The sequence below is a fragment of the Cellulosilyticum sp. ST5 genome, from assembly GCF_046529625.1.
Taxonomy (GTDB): domain Bacteria; phylum Bacillota; class Clostridia; order Lachnospirales; family Cellulosilyticaceae; genus Cellulosilyticum; species Cellulosilyticum lentocellum.
Genome location: NZ_CP132338.1, coordinates 2281181 through 2298837, shown reverse-complemented (window position 1 = coordinate 2298837; position 17657 = coordinate 2281181). Strand labels below are relative to the sequence as shown.

26 protein-coding genes are annotated in these 17657 nt (G+C 35.2%); 24 read left to right on the top strand and 2 right to left on the bottom strand.

Annotation, left to right across the window (positions count from 1 at the left end; translation table 11 throughout):
- Positions 1-94 precede the first annotated feature (94 nt).
- The 24 genes from QTL86_RS11210 to QTL86_RS11095 all read left to right on the top strand — a co-directional run bounded on the left by QTL86_RS11210 (position 95) and on the right by QTL86_RS11095 (position 16326).
- The gene (locus QTL86_RS11210; protein ID WP_410497217.1) at positions 95-724 is read left to right on the top strand and encodes a DUF4355 domain-containing protein; all 630 of its coding nucleotides are present in this window, start codon (positions 95-97) and stop codon (positions 722-724) included.
- A 39-nt stretch (positions 725-763) separates the two neighbouring features.
- The gene (locus QTL86_RS11205) at positions 764-1621 is read left to right on the top strand and encodes a hypothetical protein (RefSeq protein ID WP_410497216.1); all 858 of its coding nucleotides are present in this window, start codon (positions 764-766) and stop codon (positions 1619-1621) included.
- A gap of 21 nt (positions 1622-1642) precedes the next feature.
- Entirely contained in the window at positions 1643-1942 is a 300-nt protein-coding gene (locus QTL86_RS11200) for a hypothetical protein (protein ID WP_410497215.1), read from the top strand.
- Complete coding sequence (locus QTL86_RS11195; RefSeq protein ID WP_410497214.1) at positions 1939-2244, top strand: hypothetical protein; 306 nt, start codon at positions 1939-1941, stop codon at positions 2242-2244. The genes QTL86_RS11200 and QTL86_RS11195 overlap by 4 nt, the downstream gene beginning before the upstream one ends.
- On the top strand, positions 2237-2548 hold the full coding sequence (locus QTL86_RS11190; RefSeq protein WP_410497213.1) for a hypothetical protein: 312 nt from the start codon (positions 2237-2239) through the stop codon (positions 2546-2548). The genes QTL86_RS11195 and QTL86_RS11190 overlap by 8 nt, the downstream gene beginning before the upstream one ends.
- 4 nt (positions 2549-2552) lie before the next feature.
- Positions 2553-2933, top strand: coding sequence for a hypothetical protein (locus QTL86_RS11185; RefSeq protein ID WP_410497212.1), 381 nt, complete (start codon positions 2553-2555; stop codon positions 2931-2933).
- Positions 2934-3506, top strand: coding sequence for a hypothetical protein (locus QTL86_RS11180; protein WP_410497211.1), 573 nt, complete (start codon positions 2934-2936; stop codon positions 3504-3506).
- A gap of 48 nt (positions 3507-3554) precedes the next feature.
- Entirely contained in the window at positions 3555-3887 is a 333-nt protein-coding gene (locus QTL86_RS11175; RefSeq protein ID WP_410497210.1) for a hypothetical protein, read from the top strand.
- A gap of 11 nt (positions 3888-3898) precedes the next feature.
- Entirely contained in the window at positions 3899-4204 is a 306-nt protein-coding gene (locus QTL86_RS11170) for a hypothetical protein (protein ID WP_410497209.1), read from the top strand.
- The gene (locus QTL86_RS11165; protein ID WP_410497208.1) at positions 4197-6608 is read left to right on the top strand and encodes a phage tail tape measure protein; all 2412 of its coding nucleotides are present in this window, start codon (positions 4197-4199) and stop codon (positions 6606-6608) included. Before QTL86_RS11170 ends, QTL86_RS11165 begins: the two co-directional genes overlap by 8 nt.
- Complete coding sequence (locus QTL86_RS11160; protein ID WP_410497207.1) at positions 6609-8546, top strand: hypothetical protein; 1938 nt, start codon at positions 6609-6611, stop codon at positions 8544-8546.
- A 1-nt stretch (position 8547) separates the two neighbouring features.
- Positions 8548-9576: a hypothetical protein gene (locus QTL86_RS11155; RefSeq protein ID WP_127065812.1), complete on the top strand. Its 1029-nt coding sequence runs from the start codon at positions 8548-8550 to the stop codon at positions 9574-9576.
- Positions 9573-9803: a hypothetical protein gene (locus tag QTL86_RS11150; protein ID WP_127065813.1), complete on the top strand. Its 231-nt coding sequence runs from the start codon at positions 9573-9575 to the stop codon at positions 9801-9803. Before QTL86_RS11155 ends, QTL86_RS11150 begins: the two co-directional genes overlap by 4 nt.
- Positions 9803-10252, top strand: coding sequence for a hypothetical protein (locus QTL86_RS11145; protein ID WP_410497206.1), 450 nt, complete (start codon positions 9803-9805; stop codon positions 10250-10252). The genes QTL86_RS11150 and QTL86_RS11145 overlap by 1 nt, the downstream gene beginning before the upstream one ends.
- Before the next feature lie 2 nt (positions 10253-10254).
- Positions 10255-10554 (top strand): hypothetical protein, encoded by a 300-nt coding sequence (locus tag QTL86_RS11140; protein WP_410497205.1) that lies wholly within the window; start codon positions 10255-10257, stop codon positions 10552-10554.
- A gap of 1 nt (position 10555) precedes the next feature.
- The gene (locus QTL86_RS11135; RefSeq protein WP_410495006.1) at positions 10556-10699 is read left to right on the top strand and encodes an XkdX family protein; all 144 of its coding nucleotides are present in this window, start codon (positions 10556-10558) and stop codon (positions 10697-10699) included.
- A 64-nt stretch (positions 10700-10763) separates the two neighbouring features.
- Positions 10764-11060, top strand: coding sequence for a hypothetical protein (locus tag QTL86_RS11130; RefSeq protein ID WP_410495005.1), 297 nt, complete (start codon positions 10764-10766; stop codon positions 11058-11060).
- Entirely contained in the window at positions 11050-11331 is a 282-nt protein-coding gene (locus tag QTL86_RS11125; protein WP_410495004.1) for a hypothetical protein, read from the top strand. Before QTL86_RS11130 ends, QTL86_RS11125 begins: the two co-directional genes overlap by 11 nt.
- Positions 11297-11503, top strand: a complete 207-nt coding sequence (locus tag QTL86_RS11120) for a hypothetical protein (protein ID WP_410495003.1) — start codon at positions 11297-11299, stop codon at positions 11501-11503. The genes QTL86_RS11125 and QTL86_RS11120 overlap by 35 nt, the downstream gene beginning before the upstream one ends.
- A gap of 2 nt (positions 11504-11505) precedes the next feature.
- On the top strand, positions 11506-12213 hold the full coding sequence (locus QTL86_RS11115; RefSeq protein ID WP_410495002.1) for a lysozyme: 708 nt from the start codon (positions 11506-11508) through the stop codon (positions 12211-12213).
- Positions 12214-12385: 172 nt separating this feature from the next.
- Positions 12386-13240, top strand: a complete 855-nt coding sequence (locus tag QTL86_RS11110) for a type II toxin-antitoxin system PemK/MazF family toxin (RefSeq protein WP_410495001.1) — start codon at positions 12386-12388, stop codon at positions 13238-13240.
- Positions 13241-13671: 431 nt separating this feature from the next.
- Positions 13672-14115, top strand: coding sequence for a hypothetical protein (locus QTL86_RS11105; protein ID WP_410497204.1), 444 nt, complete (start codon positions 13672-13674; stop codon positions 14113-14115).
- A gap of 105 nt (positions 14116-14220) precedes the next feature.
- On the top strand, positions 14221-15186 hold the full coding sequence (locus QTL86_RS11100; protein WP_410497203.1) for a hypothetical protein: 966 nt from the start codon (positions 14221-14223) through the stop codon (positions 15184-15186).
- Between the two features lie 273 nt (positions 15187-15459).
- The gene (locus tag QTL86_RS11095; protein ID WP_127066010.1) at positions 15460-16326 is read left to right on the top strand and encodes a DegV family protein; all 867 of its coding nucleotides are present in this window, start codon (positions 15460-15462) and stop codon (positions 16324-16326) included.
- Positions 16327-16334: 8 nt separating this feature from the next.
- Here the strand turns inward: QTL86_RS11095 and QTL86_RS11090 are convergent, their stop codons facing one another.
- Both QTL86_RS11090 and QTL86_RS11085 read right to left on the bottom strand, forming a co-directional pair.
- Entirely contained in the window at positions 16335-16760 is a 426-nt protein-coding gene (locus QTL86_RS11090; protein WP_127066011.1) for a threonine/serine exporter family protein, read from the bottom strand.
- A complete protein-coding gene (locus tag QTL86_RS11085) occupies positions 16757-17539 on the bottom strand; it encodes a threonine/serine exporter ThrE family protein (protein ID WP_127066012.1) in 783 nt (260 codons plus the stop codon). The genes QTL86_RS11090 and QTL86_RS11085 overlap by 4 nt, the downstream gene beginning before the upstream one ends.
- Between the last annotated feature and the right edge of the window lie 118 nt (positions 17540-17657).

Genomic DNA, 17657 nt, shown 5'->3' with positions numbered 1-17657 from the left:
GGGGTGTATCGAGCCATTAAGTAAAATTTATATTGTCCACCATGACGCTATAAACTGAGGAATAAGTCGAAAGACGTTAAATTGGAGGTAATTTATGAAATTAAAAAATAGATATTTTGAAACTGTAACTAAGGCTGTATTGTTTAACTTACAATTCTTTGCTGGTGAAGATGATAACAATAATGATGACGACAAACAAGGTGACAAGCAACTGAGCCAAGATCAAGTTAATGACATTATTGCTAAGCGACTAGCTAAGGAAAAAGCTAAATGGGAAAAAGACTATAACGCAAAGCTAGAAGCAGAAAAAGCAGAAGCTGCCAGATTGGCTAATTTAGATGCAACACAAAGAGCAGAAGAAGAAGCTAAGAAGAAGTTAGCAGCACTTGAAGAAAGAGAAGCTAAAATTAAACAGGCTGAGGATAAGCTAGAATGTGAGAATGTGCTTAAAGAAAGAGGTTTATCTACTTCTTTTGCAAACTTCTTACTTGGTGCTGATGCCGAGGTAACTTTAGCTAACATTAATAGTTTTGAAACAGCTTTTAAAGAAGCTGTAAAAGCAGAAGTAGAAACTAGAATTAAAGGCAAAACACCACCTGCCGGAGGTGGAGATAATAAAGATGGTGTTGTATCAAAAGAGGAGTTTAAGAAGCTACCACTTTACGAACAAAACAAGCTTTATTTATCTAATCCGGAACTATACAAAACTTATTATGGCGCTTAAGAGAGCGCTTATTTTTATGCTCAAAAGGAGGGCAAGTTTATGAAAAAGTTTATTACTAAAGCAAGAAACACTATTTTATCATTACAATTTTTCGCGAATCCAGCTCACGTAATCTACGATAACTTTGTACTTGAAAATAAGATGACGGACATCACAAATACACAACTAGAAGTTAGAAGCCTTATGACAATGGATTATTCTTTAACAGAAACCGCAGGTATGAAGAAAACTATCAATAAATACACTTACACTGGAAGTGTTGAAAAATTAGCCAAGGGTGCTAAAAACACAGATTCAGCTAAAGGTAAGGCAACTCTAGTTGGTACTGATTATACGGTTAATCGTTATCAACAAACTTTTGTTTACAATGATATGGAAGTTATGAAAGACCCATACATGTTAGATGTATTAACTAAGGGTGCTGCTGATACTATGACAAATCAGATTAAGAGTGAGTACTTCGAGGAACTAGGTAAAATCACAAACAATACAACTTGGCCTAAATCAGAACTATTAAAATATGATCACATTGTAGATGCTTTAGCGGTTATTGATCAAGAAATTGAAGAAGGTATGTTCGTTATCATGGGGAACACACAGCGAAAAGAAATTAGAAAAGATACCGATTACAAAGCTTCTAAGCAAGGTGAAATCTTATATACTGGTCAATTCGGTACAGTAGCAGGACTTCCTGTGCTATTCTCAAAACTAGTTCCCGCTGATACGGTTTATATTACAACTAAAGATGCTGTCAAATTCTTTGTTAAAAAAGATGGTAGTGTAGAGCAAGATCGTGACGTAGAAACAAAAGATAATACAGTAGTTTACGATAGATACGGTGTTATTGCATTAGTTGATGATACTAAATCTATTAAAATGACAAAAGCAACAGCTTAATAGAAAGGTTGGTGAGGGGCTGTGTTAGAGAATATTAAAACGCTGACAGGTAATACAGATGAGGTGGTTATACAGCTCCTTATCGATAAAACCAAGAAAGAGTTAGAGTCTACAGGTAAAGAATATAGTGATACTTGGGATAATGTGATTGAGGACATTGTAATCATTAAGCTTAATAGACTTAATCATGAGGGTACTAGCCACTATGAAGCTAATGGTATGTCTGAGACGTTTGTAAAAGGTTATCCTAGTTATATTAACGATCAACTATCCGCTTTAGGCTTACCTTGTATTGGTAAAGGGAGGGTGAAGCTATTATGAAATATGTAAAGTTTACGCTCGAACAACTTGTAAGAGTACAAGACGCCTTGGGGCAGTGGAGAGAGTCGTGGGAGCCTATACAAGATATTAGTGTAGCTACATCAAACAAACTTTATTCTACCGTTACAAATGACGCTGTATATCGTAAGTATGCTCCTACTGGATTAACAACATTTAAAGCTTTTGAAAAATGTGGTGCTTATCGTATTGTTAATAACGATACAACTTATGAAGTACAGTCATTTAATACTGACAGTAGGCTTACACAACTACTTCTGAAAGAGGTGGTAATGAGTGAGTGATATTACGATAATTATTAATAGTGGTGTTAGTGATGAAATAGATAAGTTGCTAGAGAATAAAATAGAACGTGTGGGGCAATTTGTAGAAAATAAAGCTAAAGAGAACATGCAAGGGCATAATCGTAGTGGTATTTTGAGAGCAAGTATAAGCCATGATGTAAATGATTTAGCAACTACAGTAGGTACTGACATTGAATATGCTGTACCGTTCCATGAGGGGCACGGAAGTTTTTCCGGAGTCCCTTTTTTGCGTGATGCAGTTTATAATCACGTAACTGAAATTGTAAACATTTTAAAGGGGTGATTAGGTGGTACTTATTGAATTAATAACGATACTTAAAAACGATACTACCTTAAAAACTCTTTTAAAAGCTGAAATTGATAATACAAAAATAATGCCTATGCCGTTACTAAGTGATGGTATAGGTTATAACTTTATCCCGTTACTAAGTGATGGAATTAAAGAGCAAAGCCAGTTTGAAATAACAATCATAAACAAGAATTTATTTAAGTGCTGTGAAATAAAAGAGCGATTAGATAAACTACTTATCACTATAGGGGACACACAGCTTACTAATAGTATTCTAGAAGTGAGTCAAAACGGTGGTGGGTGTTGGTATGATGGTGATCTAAAAATGTTTAAATTAAAAGCAAATTATACTATTTTATCAAGAAAAGGAGTGAAGTAAATGAGTAAATTGGCAAATACAGAGGATGTAACACTAGGCAGTGGAGACGTATTTATGATGCTTTATACTGATAGTATCCCAGAAGATACCGTTCTAGAAGTGGATGACAATAACGTAGCACATATCGACAGTGGCGCCACATTAAAATATTCACCAACCTACAAAGATGTAGAGGACTCTAAAGGACAAGTTGTTAAATCCTTTATTACAAAAGAAGATGTGACGCTAGGGACTGGAATTCTTAGCTGGAACGGTAATGTAGTAGCCATGATGTGTGAGACTGCTAGAGTGACAACAACACCGGCCACAGCAGAAGCTAAAGGTAAACGTGTTACTAAAATTGGTGGTCGTGATAACGCTAATGGTAAGTATTACGTTATTCGCTTTAGACACAAAAAGGATGATGGTTGTTATATTCGTGTGACAATCAAGGGTAAGAACACAGCAGGATTCAGCTTACCTTTTGAAAAAGAAAATGCTACAGTTATTGATGCTGAGATCAAGGCATTTGCACAAGATGCAGAGGGGACATTAGTAATTATAGAAGAAGAATTACCACAATTAAGTGCTTAAGAGAGAGGGAAACCTCTCTTTTTTATTTGTATAAAGGAGGAATTTTAAGTGGCTTATAACTTAGCAAAAAAGTCAAATAAGGTTAAAACATGGGAAATTGCCCTTGATGAAGAAGAAAAAGAGATTGTACACGTGAAAAGGTGTAGCCAGGAGGTGTTCGTTGAAATCGGAGAACAAGTCTCCGGAATGAGTACAGAAAACGTAGCTAGTGCTCTTGCTACTATTGGAACCTTGGTACTTAAAGTACTTAATAACAACGTGGAAAAGCACGAGTTCACAAAAGAATGGTTAGCTGAGCAAGGCTATGACATTTTCACACAAGGTGAGATTCTTCAAGATTACTTTATGTGGTGCCAGGGAGTTTTAGTAAACCCAAACTAACAATCCCCTTTGTGCATTTTAAGGATGACGAGGGGAAAAAGTACGATATATCTAGTATTTTTACTTATGAGGATAACGTCGTAGCAACTTACAAGCAAGTAGCTGACTATTGCAATATGAGCTATTTAGATGTCAAAAAATTAGACTTCTACGAGTTTGCTTTATTAAGTCGCAATGCGTATATAAATAACATTTTAAAATGTCCTGATGGCAAAAAAGCACTAGCTGATGGTATAAGGCTAACGACTAAAGAGTGTGATTTACAAGGCTTAAGGAGTCTTAAGAAGAAATTAGAGGGGGTGAATAACAATGGCTAATTTAAATTTAGCTACGCTATCTATTAAGGTGGCTATTGATAAAACAAATGTGGCTAGTGAACTTAATAAGATAAAAGAAAGTCTAACGAGTGTTGGCGCAAACGGTCAAACTGGACTTGGTAATTTAAAAAATGCCTTGTTAGGAGCCTTGGACCCAACTAAGTCTCTTGGTGCAAACTTAGGAAGTCTTAAGAGCACACTTATAGATCAAGTTAGCGCCGTGGGTGGTCTACAAGCCGCTTATGTTGCGTTAGCTGTTGCTGGTATAGCTATAGCCACTAAGGCACTGCTAGATTTTATTAAAGCATCTGTACAAGTTGGAGTAGCGTTTGAAAAGCAAATGTCTAAAGTTGAAGCAATTAGTGGCTCGACAACTGCAGAAATGAAACTCTTAAGTGACAAGGCTAAGGAAGTAGGTAAAAATACAGTTCTTACAGCAAGTCAAGCCGGTGAAGCTATGGAATATATGGCTATGGCCGGATGGAAAGTTGGAGATATGTTAGCGGGTATAGAACCACTTGCTAACTTAGCTATTGTTAATAATGGTGATTTAGGTAGAACATCCGATATTGTAACAGATGCTTTAACTGCTTTTGGGATGAGCGCGGAAGAAACAGCAAGGTTCTGTGACGTGTTGGCCCAAGCGTCTAGTAACTCTAACACTAACGTAGATATGATGGGCGAAACATTCAAATATTGTGCCGCCGCCGCAGGTGCTGCCGGTTATAGTATTGAAGATGTGGCCTTAGCAACTGGACTTATGGCTAATAGTGGAGTTAAAGCATCCATGGCTGGTACAGCATTAAGACGTATGTTTACCGAACTAGCAACAGGTTGTAAGGTTAGTTCTAAAGCTTTTGGAGAAATGGATATCGCAACAACTAACTCTGATGGTTCTATGCGTGAGCTTAAGGATGTAATTTTAGACTTACGAGAAGCTTTTGACCAAATGAGTGAGTCTGAAAAGATAATGAATGCTGAATCTATAGCTGGTAAAACTGGTATGTCCGGCTTTTTAGCTGTAATTAATGCCGGTGAAGCCGATTTTAATAAGCTCGCTGATGCAATAGATAACTCAGCAGGTGCAACAGATCGTATGGCTAAGACTATGGCTGATAACGTAGATGGTCTTCTTAAGGGAATAGAAAGTAAATGGGAGTCTGTTCAAATAGCTACATTCGAAATGTTGGAGCCAATTATAAGCCGTATGTTGATGTGGGTGGATGCTGTTTTAGGGGCATTTTCTAATCTGTACAACAACTTAGCTGCTATTGTGGGTAACATTATAAATATTGTAACCGCTTGGATTGAGCCAATGGTTGCCACTTTTAACGCTTTAGTGGAGTTATTAAGTCCTATTCTAGACGTGCTATTTGAAGCTGTTAACGGTGTTTTTGGAAGAATAAGCGAATCTATGAATAGTTTTATTGAAGGCTTCAAGAGCGTACTGGAAGGTATTAAGTTAGTGCTTGAGCCTGTTATAAAAGTTATAGCCAGCGTTCTTCGAGTTGCTTTAGGGGTGATTACTCTAAATATGGACATGATTTTAGGCGGATTTCAAGATGCGGCTGATGGGGCTACTGGATTTTTCACTAATGTACAGAATGTAGGAGTTAAGGCTTGTAATGGTGTAATAGATGCTTTAAATCTTATTCCTGGAGTTTCTATTAATAAAATGCAAGAGGTGCAAACAAATTTAGAGGGTACAGGCACAAAAGCAACTGAAACTGCAGAAGCTACTGCAAATGCTATAAAAGCTATTCAAGAGGAGCTAGAAAATAAACTTAAAGGTTTGGACGATGTCTATAAATCATACATGGATGCTAGGTTGGCGGAATATGAAAAAGAGCTCAAAGAGAAGTACGATATGAGTGACTTACAAGATGTTAAACGTTATAATGAAAAGCTTGATAAATACAAACAACGCTTACAACGTGAAGTTGATTTGGACCGTGTTAATGAAGAGAAAAAATTACAACTTAAAGCTAATGCTCAAACTAAGATGTTAGAGTTAGAAGAAGCTTATAGTAATAAGCAAGCTGAAATGAGTGAAAAACAATATCAAGCTTTAAAGCAACAGTACGAAAAAATAGGCAAATTGCAAAAGGCCGCGTCCGGTAGCACATATACAACAATGGCTACTCCTAATGTAGGTGGCTATGCTACAGGTACTAATTATGCTAGTCAAGGATGGCACTGGGTAGGAGAAAAAGGTAGAGAACTTATGTACTTTGGTGGTGGAGAAAAGGTTATTAATAATCAACAGAGTGAGCAATTAGTGAGTGGTGGTGAAACTCATAACACTTTTTATGTCACTATTCCAGCCAACAGCGTGAAAGAATTTGTGGATGTAGTAGAAATGTGCAATAACGCACAAGTAAATATGAGAATGGGGGTGGAGTAGTTGGCAAGTAAAACATTAAAAATATACGCTACAAGTAGCTTACAACCAGAGCTTTATCCGGACCAAGATTACTTTAAGCTAGGATTTAATTATCCAGATGTAAATATTGTGTTTGATATACCTAGCAATATAAGCAAATACACACTAAAAAAGCTCGGCTATAGGTGTAACGATGGTGCTAATAATTACCCAATAACTATATATGGTAATGGTACAACATGGTTCGGCCCTTTGTATTGTCAGCATGATACTGCATACGAGTTAAATCTAAAAAACGAATATACATTAAGAAGTTTGACATATGCTTTTTATGGTTATACCAACACTGATTTTGCAAGGTTTTATGGTGCAAAACATCCTACGGAAACTTATAGGCCTTATATTACAATAGAATATAACGAAGTAGATATATCCAATTTAGTTTTAAGTAGCACTAATTTAGATGAAGATATTACGATTAGTTGGCAAGGAACCTGTGATAGTTGGACATTACAAGCTATTTTAAATGGTAATGTAGTAAAAAATTGGACTGGGACAACAGAAACTAGTGTAACTATTCCTAAAGGTACATTAACTACAAATGGTGGATGGACATTTAAGTTAATTGGTGTAAGTGGAGATAGTAAGGAGATTACCACAACGGCTACATTAACTAGAGTAGAGCCTAGTATTATATCTTTGGAGCCTGATAACGTAAACCAAAATGCAGACAATAATATCACAGTATCTTGGGTTACTACAAATCAACAGTCATATAGTTTAAGCTTGGACAATTTAAGTTACAGTGGCACAACTGCCGATAGCTTAGTAATTCCAGCTAAAACTCTTAAAAGTGGAACAAAAAGCATGACATTAACAATTACTTATACAAGTAGTTGGGGAGAGGTTAGGACAGCAACTAAGACTGTAACATTTTTGGCATATGCTACCCCTAATACACCACAGCTAGAAGATATAAGTATTTATAATAGTGCTACTCCCACGTTTAACTGGACTTGTTCTGATGCCTATACAAGCTATCATTTTAAAATTAGCAATAGTGCGGGAACAGAGGTATTAAATACTAACGAGGTGGTAAGTAGCGCTACATCTTACACATCCACTTATGCACTTACCAATAATGGCACGTATACAATCGCAGTACGTGTTAAAAATCAGTTTGGATTATGGTCAGCGTGGGATAGTAAAACAATCACTACAGCGTTTGTGGTGCCTAACAAGCCTATCGTAAATATTTATGCTACTAATAAAAATAGTATTGTTATTAACTTTAATATTGCTTACAGTGACGAATTTGAAAAAGCAGAGATATGGAGAAAATCTCCTAGAAGTGAATGGATTAGAATAGCCTACAACCTAGATAATAATTTTACTTATGAAGATGAATTTCTAGGTAGTGGAACACATTACTATAAAGTGCGTGCCATAGGAACAACAGGCGGAATTATAGAGAGTGATGTGGTAAATGCAAGTATTAGCATAAGCAACTTTAACTTTGCTAATTGCGACGACTTAACGCAATCTATAGAGTTTGTCGGTGATCCTAGTGTAAGGGTACAAGAAATTAGACAGATAGTTACTACTATTTATGCTGGTTGTACAGCTCCTAAACCGGAAATTGGAGAAGTTAAATATAGGATTGTAACGTGTAGCTTTACTGTAGAAGCTAATGAATATGATGCCTTTATGGATATCTTTGATAGCAGCGAAGTAATACTTTATCGAGACTGTAGAGGGGAAAAGATTTATGGGAAAGTTACATCTAATGTTACAAAAACACCAATCACTAACAGCTTGTATAGTATAGGATTTACTTTTACGGAAGTAAGCTTTATTGAAAAAGATATGTATAAAGGTGATGGCAACACAGCGGTAGTATTTTTTGACGGAGCATATCGATTTGATGGAACATTAACATTTAATGGAGAGGGTGAGTAAGATGTCTACCAGATATTTAAGCTTCCAATATGAATTGCTAGACGATACAAACACATTCAAGAAGAAGCTTTATAATGTAGAGTCTTGCTCCATTTCTTACAAATTTCTAAGCCAACTAAAATCTAGTGCTACTATTGTTATGGATGATGATAGTAGCATTGATTATTTAAAGGATAGAATTAAGGTTTACATGACTTTAAATAAAGTTAAGACCGCATTAGGAGTGTTTATGCTGTGTTCTCCTAGCAGAAATATTACAGGAACCAAAAAGACTAGAAATATTACAGCATACAGTCTATTGCAAATGTTGTTAGATGATAAAGTGACTACTAGGTACACAGCAGTTGTAGGAACTAATGTTGTGAATGAGGTTAAGCGACTAATAGGTAGTAATAATAGCTACAATATTACTGACTCCTCTAAAACGCTTAATAGTGAGTTTAATTATGAAATTGGTACAAGTAAACTTGAGATTATTAACGACTTACTTGCTAGTATTAACTATACAAGCCTATGGGTAGATAAGGACGGAGTATTTAAAGCCGAACCTTATGTACTGCCGACAGACAGGATACACATTAAGACCTATGAGGATAATGAAGCTAGTATAATTTTACCGGACATGGTGGATGAGCTAGATTTATTTAATGTGCCTAATGTATTTGTACGCTATACTAACAACTTAGACGTAGCTACTCCATTAAGCTTTACTTATACTAACGACAACGCTGACAGTCCAACATCTACGGTTAATCGTGGACGCAGTATAGTTGATGCACAGAGTGTAGAAGCCACCGACTTAATCACATTACAAGCAATAGCTAAGAAAGATGCTTATGAAAGCAATAGTAAGTTTAGTCATCTAAACTTTGAAACAGCAATAGATCCTGATGTTATGAATTTATATATGCCAAATGTATGGATAAAGGTTGGAGACATAAACGCTAAATATACCATAACAGCCATTACGTTTAAATGCGCCGTGGGACAACAAGCAAAAGTCGAAAGTAGGAAGGTGGTGGCTATATGATAGATTCTTTTGCTATTTTGAATGCAGAAATAGAAAAGCTAAAGAAACAACAACCCACACTAAAATGTGGAACTGTTACAAGCACCTCACCGTTTAAAGTGCAATTTGATGGGGAGGATTCCAGTAACACATATAAGAAGCCTAAATCATACACGCCCACCTTAAATGACAGGGTGTGTTTTTTAGTTCAAGGAAATAACTATATTTGCTTAGGGGGGTATGAATAATGAATGCTTTAACTAGATTTGAACCTAGTACACCAGTTAGATATGATGTAATGAATCTAATGTGTACAGAGGTAGAAGCTAGAGATACAGATTTACAAGAACAAATCAATGATTTATTGACTAAAACACAAATTCCATTACCGTATAATTCCGGGTTTATAGATTATGCTACTAGTGCATTAGAGTCTTATGTAGTTAAAAACGGGCTTAATGAGTGCAAGTTAGTAATAAATGCAAAACCAAGCACAGGGCAATTTAGCGCAGGACAAACAGCTATAGCTACATTACCTAGTGGATATATTCCTTCTAAAGGTTATAGCGTAGGTGCTAGGAATAGTGCTATGACTGGGTGTAGCGTAGAGATACTACCAAACGGAACCATAAATGTATATACAGCTAGCTCAAGTGATTATGTGTTTGCTGTTATTCCATACGACTTGGAGGTGTAGTGATGTTTGGAATAGTTATAAATGAGCAAGGTTATAAAGTGGCTTTTGTTTGTGTTGATGAGTATGATAATATTCTGCATTATACTCTTAATGAAAAAGAACAACTTGTAAAAAATGATTGGCAAATTGCTAATGCGATGGGTAAACCTAAATGGACAGGCACAGAATGGGTAGACGAAGAACCACCAAAACAAATTGATATTTGTCCACCCAAAACTACAGAGCAGCAAGTTGCAGAATTAATTAATCAAGTAACAGTTATGGATCAAATAATCGCAAGTATAACATTGGAGGTATTATAAGATGGAGAATATATGGTTTACAGCAGCTAAAAGATATTATGAAATGGGTATTTATACAAAACAGCAAGTGGCTTTATTCGTAGTAAAGGGCAGAATCACAGAAGCAGAATACAAAGAGATTACTGGAGAAGATTTCGAAGCTTAATTAAATATAAGGCATAGAAGCATCCGAGAGGGTGTATTTTTTATGCCTTTCTAGGAGGAATGCTATGGAATATGTGGCTATTGCTGCAGCTATATTTGGCTTATTACTTACAGTGCTTAATATATGGGATAAGTTATATACTAGTCGGCAACGAACAATGCAACAGGGCGCGAATCACCAGGCAACAGAGAGTGATATGCAGGTCTTAAGGCAAGGTAATGCTTCTATACTTGTTAAGCTAGATAAGATGGACTCTAAGATAGACAACATGAATGAAAGGCTTATAAGGGCAGAAGAAAGCATTAAATCGGCTCACCACAGGATTGATGAATTGAAGGGAGCTGCTAGAGATGGGACTTAAATGGGTAAGTAAACCTAAAAAGAAAAAGAAAATCGAATACAGTAAACGTATAGTGGCTATAGTGCTTAGTTTTTGCATTGTAGTCACTTTATTTGCAATGGTCCTTATGTGGGTTACTAAAGATACTAGTCCTCTTGCATACCTTATTCCTAGCGTATTTGCAGAGACAGGAATAGTTATAGGCTTTTACTTAGATAAGGCCAAGAAAGAAAATATAAGCAAAGGGGCGAAGAAAAATGAAAGTGAATTGGAAACAGAAGTTAACATCTAGGAAGTTTTGGGCGGCAGTAGTAGGATTTGTTACTCCTATCCTAATTGTATTTAATGTGCCTAATTTAACAATAGAACAAGTTACAGCCATTATTACAAGTGGTGGGGCATTAATAGCTTACATCATAGGTGAGGGCCTTGTAGATGCGAATAGAGACAATAAGGGGGAATAGCCATGGCTCTTAAAATATCACAGACTGGCATTAACCTAATTAAGCAGTTTGAGGGTTGCCAACTTAAAGCTTATAAATGCCCTGCAGGTGTATGGACTATTGGGTGGGGTACTACAGAGCCAATAAATGGAGTAAAACCACATCAAGGGATGGTTATTACTCAGGCACAGGCCGATAGTTTGCTTGTAAATCATTTAAAAGCTTATGAGGATGCAGTTAATAAGCTTGGTACTAATTTTAACCAAAATCAATTTGATGCACTTGTAAGCTTTTGCTACAACTTGGGGACAGGTATTTTTAAAGGAAATCTACTTAAAGCTATTAAAGAAGAATATTGGTCTAATGTAGCAAGCCAAATGCTACTGTACAACAAAGCAAGAGTTAATGGGGCACTTACAGAGCTAAAAGGACTAACAAGGCGCAGACAGGCAGAGAGTGAGCTATTTCTTAAGCAGTGTGTTAAAGAAGATCTAGAACTTAAGAAAGCAGCACAGCTTTTGTATAAGAGAAAAGTTATATCTGTTCTTGGTGCATGGGAAAGCATGGACAATATGAAGCTAGAATACGTTCCAGGACTACTTAAAAACATGGGTGGTATAGATAGACTAGTAAAGGATAAAATCATTTCTGATAGGCTTCTATGGGAGTATAAACAGTACAATGCTAATCACATACGAGCTTTAATAATTAAGTATAGTAAACTAGGGTAGGGCCAAAAGCCTTACCCTTCTTTTTTATGCCTAAAACGTAGATTTGTTCTATAGGTATCAGTAAAAATTACTTAATTTACTGATTATTATTAATAAAAATAAAAGATTATACAATATTAATACAAAATATGTAGTTCATATGATAAAATATAATATAAAAAAGGAGGGTAATATGAAAACTGATAGAGAAAAGGCTATAGATTGTATGGATATCTATCTAAAGTCACTTGAAAGTAGCACTAATCCGAAAGATAAAAAGAAGATATCACTTATTTCTTATTGGATGAAAGATTATTGCAATTATTTAAGGAAGGAATCCGAATTTAATCCCAAGAGTTTAAAAAGGTACGAAAGAGGTGACATTATCAAAGTTAATTTGGGATATAATATTGGAAGTGAAGAAGGAGGATTACACTATGCTATTGTTTTAGATAAAAATAATGCATTTAATTCATCAGTAATAACAATTATTCCGTTAACATCTATAAAAAATAATCCTAACGAAGCTCATGAAAACGATATAGTTCTAGGAAATGAAATATATATCAAGTTACAAGGAAAATCTAAGCAGATGATGCAAAAAGCAGAAAGTGAGCATCAGCAAATAAAAAGTAATTTAAATATAATTGCTAAGAGGATAGATATTTCTAAAGAAATAAAAGAAATGCTTAGCAGTAATAACATAGAAGATGCAGAGAAGTCAATTCAAACACTGGTTCCAGGATTTAAAGGAGATGTAAAAAAGAAAATAGATGAAATTACGGAAGAACATGTAATAGCTTTAAATTCGGCGAGTAGTAGATTAGAAGAATCAATTAGGCAAATAGAGGTTATTAAGAAGATTGACAGAGAAATAAATAGAATGAAAAAAGGTAGTATTGCACTTATGGAACAAATAACTACAATAAGTAAGCTAAGAATATATGATCCAAAGAACTCATATAGTGTTTTAAATGGAATTAAATTATCTTCAGATAGCTTAGACAAGATAGATGAAGGAATAAGAAAATTATACATATCAAAATAAAATGTTGACTTTTTAGAAGAAAGAACATATACTAGAAATACGAAGAAAAACAGCGCCGCTTGCCGGTATATAGAGAAGACAGTTTTTAACTAATAACAAAACCCACTAATCTTTTGATTGGTGGGTTTTGTGGTTTAAAAGAATAGTTTGTTTAAAAGATAGATTATAAGGCCACACTCTAAAATAAAAGGGTGTGGTATTTTTATGCGTAGGAATTTAAAGCAGTGGCAGATAGATATATTAGTAAAATGGTGTTTATTTAAGGAAAGATTGAATAACATAATCAAATAGTGTAGAATTATCTTAAAATTTATTCGATATTAGGGGGGAGATTTTATGATTATAGCTTTCTATGCTTTACTTTTAATATTATTCTCTATAACTTTATACGAGTATTGTTCAATGTAAATATCATTTGTGGGGTGGGGAAGATGAATAAAAAATATCTGCGTATAATAGTTATAGTAATCGTATGCATCTTAGCTCTAAATGTAATTAGGTCATTCATGTTTCTAAGTAATGCAAATACGTTCAATGCTGAAGGCATTAAGATAGCCACTATTGAATTCAAATCTGCAAAAGAAGTAGAGGTACATAATAACGACTCGGTTATACAAATAAACGTAATACTTGACAGTGAATCAAAATCACTAACAACTAATAATTATGTTGAAATTAGAAATTTCCTTGTTAGACTTAGTAAGATGGATAACCGTGGTTCAGAAATATATGTGATAGGTTTAGATATAAGGAATAGCGATGATAAAGGTATATGCGGTGGTGGAGTATCAACCGAAAATATATTTAATACTGATTGGGGTAAAATAACAGACATAAAGGAATTGGCAAATAAGTTAGACATGGTGTTTTATTAAAAATTAAAGATTGTAGCCTTAATCGGTTACAACAACCAAACATATTTATAGCGTGCAACTTTAGCATATAGGGTTGCACGCTGTTTAATTTTCCGTTGTACTAATGTGAACTTTGGAGAACCTAAAGTTTTAACCATGATGGCTCCAGTTGTTTTTGATGAAAGCGGTATCAATCTTTGCCGTACTATTTGCTTAGATGAGCTTGAAGATGTTTGCCAAAATGATTCAAGAGAAACAATTGATATTTTATTTGATGGTTTAAGCAAATGCGATCTTCGCCATGCTTGCAAACTTCAACTTCAGGTAGTAGACATAGACTTTAATTTTGTTGACCCTTGTGACTGTAGATTTTCAGAAATAGTACCCGCTAAAGGAAACCCTAATTTAAGCAGAATCACTTTAAAAGACATCGATGTAACTTTCTCCGTATCTGTTATTAATGAATGTTGTAAAGTTGTAAAACAAGGCATGATGACAGTAAGATATTTAGGAGATGAACACAGCTGTGGTTTTGATCCTTGCACTAATCCAAGTTGTATTACCTTTGACCTTTATACACCTTATGGCGTAGCTTTCGCAAGGGAAAATCCAAGTGGTTGTAATAAACTTGTTCCAACTATTAATTACATGGGATTTATTAACGATGAAGAAGGCCGTGAGGTTAGATGCAATAATTTCCCAACTAATAATACAATCCAACAAGGTATATCAGCTCAGGCACTTGCAAAAGTAGTAGGCGATAATGAAGAATGTTTTGCTATTGGTCTAACACTTTATATTAAATCTATTTACTTTGTACAATACAGATTCAAACATGAAGGTCTTACTGTACCACCAAAATTATCACCAGTTCAAGACGAGAATAATGATTGCTTAGATTTCGTATGTGGAGACTTACTTGAACCAAGTATTAGGCCTTTATCAGTAGGTCAAGATGCAAAGACAACTGAAGACAGAGATAGAGATAGAGATAGAGACAGAGATAGGGATAGAGACAGAGATTGCTGTGGTAGCTGTACAAAATGTAGTTGCGCAAAATGTGCTTGTAGTAGAGGAGCAGCTTCTAATTAATTGAAAGAATATCAAAATAAACGGTATGTCAGTTAAAGGCATACCGTTTATTTGTTTTTAATATTTTAAGCATAATAAGAGTATTTAATAGATTAAGGAGGCAACAAGCTCAATGGACACAAAAGTATTTATTTTGAGTAGTGCCAGTATCTACTCATATAAAAACATAAGATATCAAAGAAAGGATAGACTATTTTAAATATACAAATTAATGGTTTGATGATATAATAAATAGAAATAAATGCCATCTAATGGTTGCCTAAGGAGGACAGAATGAAAATAAAAGTGGTAACTGATTCTTGTTGTGATTTACCTTTTGAATATACTAGCGCTCATAACATTCAAGTGATTCCATTAACGATCATTATGAATGGAGAAGAAAAAAAAGATGACTTAGCAGAGACTATGCAATATGAGAGTTTTTATGAAGCTATTTTAAATGGAGCCATGCCACAAACTGCTCAAGCTAATGCGTATCAATTTGCCGAGATTTTTCGTAAATGCGCCCAAAATAGCCAGCCTGTTATTTATATTGGCTTTTCTTCAGCTTTAAGTGGATGCGTTAATAGTGCACGTATGGCTTTAGAAGAAGTAAAAGAGGAATATCCAGAAGCAGAAATGGCAGTAGTAGATAGTAAATGTGCATCTATGGGATTAGGTCTTTTAATTCATTATGCACTAGAACAAATAAAAGACGGCATGAATTTGCAGGAATTAGTAGAGTGGATTGAAGCGAATAAGTTACACATCATTCACTGGTTTACTGTAGCAGATTTAAATCATTTATTCAGAGGGGGCCGTGTTTCAAAGGCGGCAGCTACCTTTGGAACCTTACTTCAAATTAAACCGGTTATGCATGTAGATGATGAAGGCCGTTTGATACCAGTAGAAAAAGTCAAAGGAAGAAAAAAATCTTTAAAAGCTTTAGTAGAAAAGCTCAAGGAAGATATCGTAGACCCAAAAAATGCTGAAGTCTTTATTAGCCATGGTGGGTGTTTAGAAGAAGCAGAAGAAGTGAAAAAAATGATCCTAGAAGAATGCCCAGTCAAAGAAATCAAAATCAATTACGTTGGTGCAGCAGTTGGTAGTCATTCAGGTCCAGGTACAATGGCTATTTTCTTCAAAGGAGTAAAAAGATAGCCTAGGCATTAACGCCTAGGCTTTCGCCATAATAAAGGAAGTAAAGATATAATCACAATAGCGCCAGCAATGACACCTGCAATTTCAAAGGTCAAAGTAGCATATTCAATGGCAGAAGAATAATTAGACTCTAAAATGGCAAACATGGTACGATATAGCCCTAACCCTGGAACTAAAGGAATAATACCAGCAATTAAAAAAACAGTAATAGGGGTTTTACGACGCTTAGATAAAAAGTAAGAAGCTTGTGTAACCACTAAGGCAGCTACAAAAGAAGCTAATACTGTAGAAGCCCCCATTCTTTCTAAAAGTAAATAAATAGCCCATCCTAGGGCACCTACTGTTCCACAAATAAGCAAGTGCTTTTTTTGTATATGGAAAACAATAGAGAAACCTATGGTTGAAATAAAGGCACTTACAATACTCACAATCATAATAGTCCTCCTAACCAAAAGGAAGCACTAAGAGAGACACCAATGCCAGCAGCCAGAGCTACAGCTACTAATAACGCTTCAACGCCTCTTGCAATTCCTGATATAAGCTCATCTCCAATGGCATCACGAACGGCTGTTGTAAAAGCTACCCCGGGAAGGAGTGGCATAATACATCCGATAATAATAGGTTCTATCTTAATAGAATCCTTAAATACGTAGTAACAAAACATAACACTAAAACCTATAAAAAGCGAACAAATAAATAAAACGAAGAAAGTAACAATATGCTTTCTAGTTAAGCGATTTTGTAAATAACCTACTCCTAAACCTACAAAAAAAGTAATAAAAAAATCTAAAGCGTTGGCTTTAAACATAATAGAGAAAAAAGCACAGCTAATGCCTACCCAAATAATAACAGTGCGGTTTTTATAACCCTCACTCTCTGAAATAGCTTTTAACCTCATCTCCGCTTCAGTTAAAGAAACCTCTCCTGATACATAATCTCTAGAAAGCTGATTAATAAGTTCAATTCGATCAAGACGTGTTCCTCGATTTTTAACGCGAACTACTTTTGTAGACAAAGAAAAGGTCTCACCTTCTATGGTCACCATAATACCTGTAGGGATAACAAAAGTATCCACCGAGCAAAAATGATGCTTTTCTAAAATACGGGCAATGGTATCTTCTACTCGATAGGTTTCTGCACCACTTTTAAGCATCAATTCTCCAGTATGTACAGCAAAATTTAAAATTTGTTCATGAGTAGCCGTTTCTTTCATCGCTAAATCCTTTCCTTATCACTTAAAGATTACTAACTAGTATACACGCGACTGTTTTCACTGTAAAGCCGTAGGGCCTGCCAAATTTTATCATAAAAAGTAGCTATTTAATGTGGCT

What these genes read in the sequence shown, in the direction of transcription:
- QTL86_RS11150 (WP_127065813.1), top strand. Translation starts at nt 9,573, where the DNA reads ATGATAGATTCTTTTGCTATTTTGAATGCAGAAATAGAAAAGCTAAAG.
- QTL86_RS11090 (WP_127066011.1), bottom strand. Translation starts at nt 16,760, where the DNA reads ATGATTGTGAGTATTGTAAGTGCCTTTATTTCAACCATAGGTTTCTCT.
- QTL86_RS11085 (WP_127066012.1), bottom strand. Translation starts at nt 17,539, where the DNA reads ATGAAAGAAACGGCTACTCATGAACAAATTTTAAATTTTGCTGTACAT.
- QTL86_RS11155 (WP_127065812.1), top strand. Translation starts at nt 8,548, where the DNA reads ATGTCTACCAGATATTTAAGCTTCCAATATGAATTGCTAGACGATACA.
- QTL86_RS11195 (WP_410497214.1), top strand. Translation starts at nt 1,939, where the DNA reads ATGAAATATGTAAAGTTTACGCTCGAACAACTTGTAAGAGTACAAGAC.
- QTL86_RS11120 (WP_410495003.1), top strand. Translation starts at nt 11,297, where the DNA reads ATGAAAGTGAATTGGAAACAGAAGTTAACATCTAGGAAGTTTTGGGCG.
- QTL86_RS11125 (WP_410495004.1), top strand. Translation starts at nt 11,050, where the DNA reads ATGGGACTTAAATGGGTAAGTAAACCTAAAAAGAAAAAGAAAATCGAA.
- QTL86_RS11095 (WP_127066010.1), top strand. Translation starts at nt 15,460, where the DNA reads ATGAAAATAAAAGTGGTAACTGATTCTTGTTGTGATTTACCTTTTGAA.
- QTL86_RS11130 (WP_410495005.1), top strand. Translation starts at nt 10,764, where the DNA reads ATGGAATATGTGGCTATTGCTGCAGCTATATTTGGCTTATTACTTACA.
- QTL86_RS11135 (WP_410495006.1), top strand. Translation starts at nt 10,556, where the DNA reads ATGGAGAATATATGGTTTACAGCAGCTAAAAGATATTATGAAATGGGT.
- QTL86_RS11165 (WP_410497208.1), top strand. Translation starts at nt 4,197, where the DNA reads ATGGCTAATTTAAATTTAGCTACGCTATCTATTAAGGTGGCTATTGAT.
- QTL86_RS11140 (WP_410497205.1), top strand. Translation starts at nt 10,255, where the DNA reads ATGTTTGGAATAGTTATAAATGAGCAAGGTTATAAAGTGGCTTTTGTT.
- QTL86_RS11115 (WP_410495002.1), top strand. Translation starts at nt 11,506, where the DNA reads ATGGCTCTTAAAATATCACAGACTGGCATTAACCTAATTAAGCAGTTT.
- QTL86_RS11145 (WP_410497206.1), top strand. Translation starts at nt 9,803, where the DNA reads ATGAATGCTTTAACTAGATTTGAACCTAGTACACCAGTTAGATATGAT.
- QTL86_RS11180 (WP_410497211.1), top strand. Translation starts at nt 2,934, where the DNA reads ATGAGTAAATTGGCAAATACAGAGGATGTAACACTAGGCAGTGGAGAC.
- QTL86_RS11210 (WP_410497217.1), top strand. Translation starts at nt 95, where the DNA reads ATGAAATTAAAAAATAGATATTTTGAAACTGTAACTAAGGCTGTATTG.
- QTL86_RS11110 (WP_410495001.1), top strand. Translation starts at nt 12,386, where the DNA reads ATGAAAACTGATAGAGAAAAGGCTATAGATTGTATGGATATCTATCTA.
- QTL86_RS11105 (WP_410497204.1), top strand. Translation starts at nt 13,672, where the DNA reads ATGAATAAAAAATATCTGCGTATAATAGTTATAGTAATCGTATGCATC.
- QTL86_RS11205 (WP_410497216.1), top strand. Translation starts at nt 764, where the DNA reads ATGAAAAAGTTTATTACTAAAGCAAGAAACACTATTTTATCATTACAA.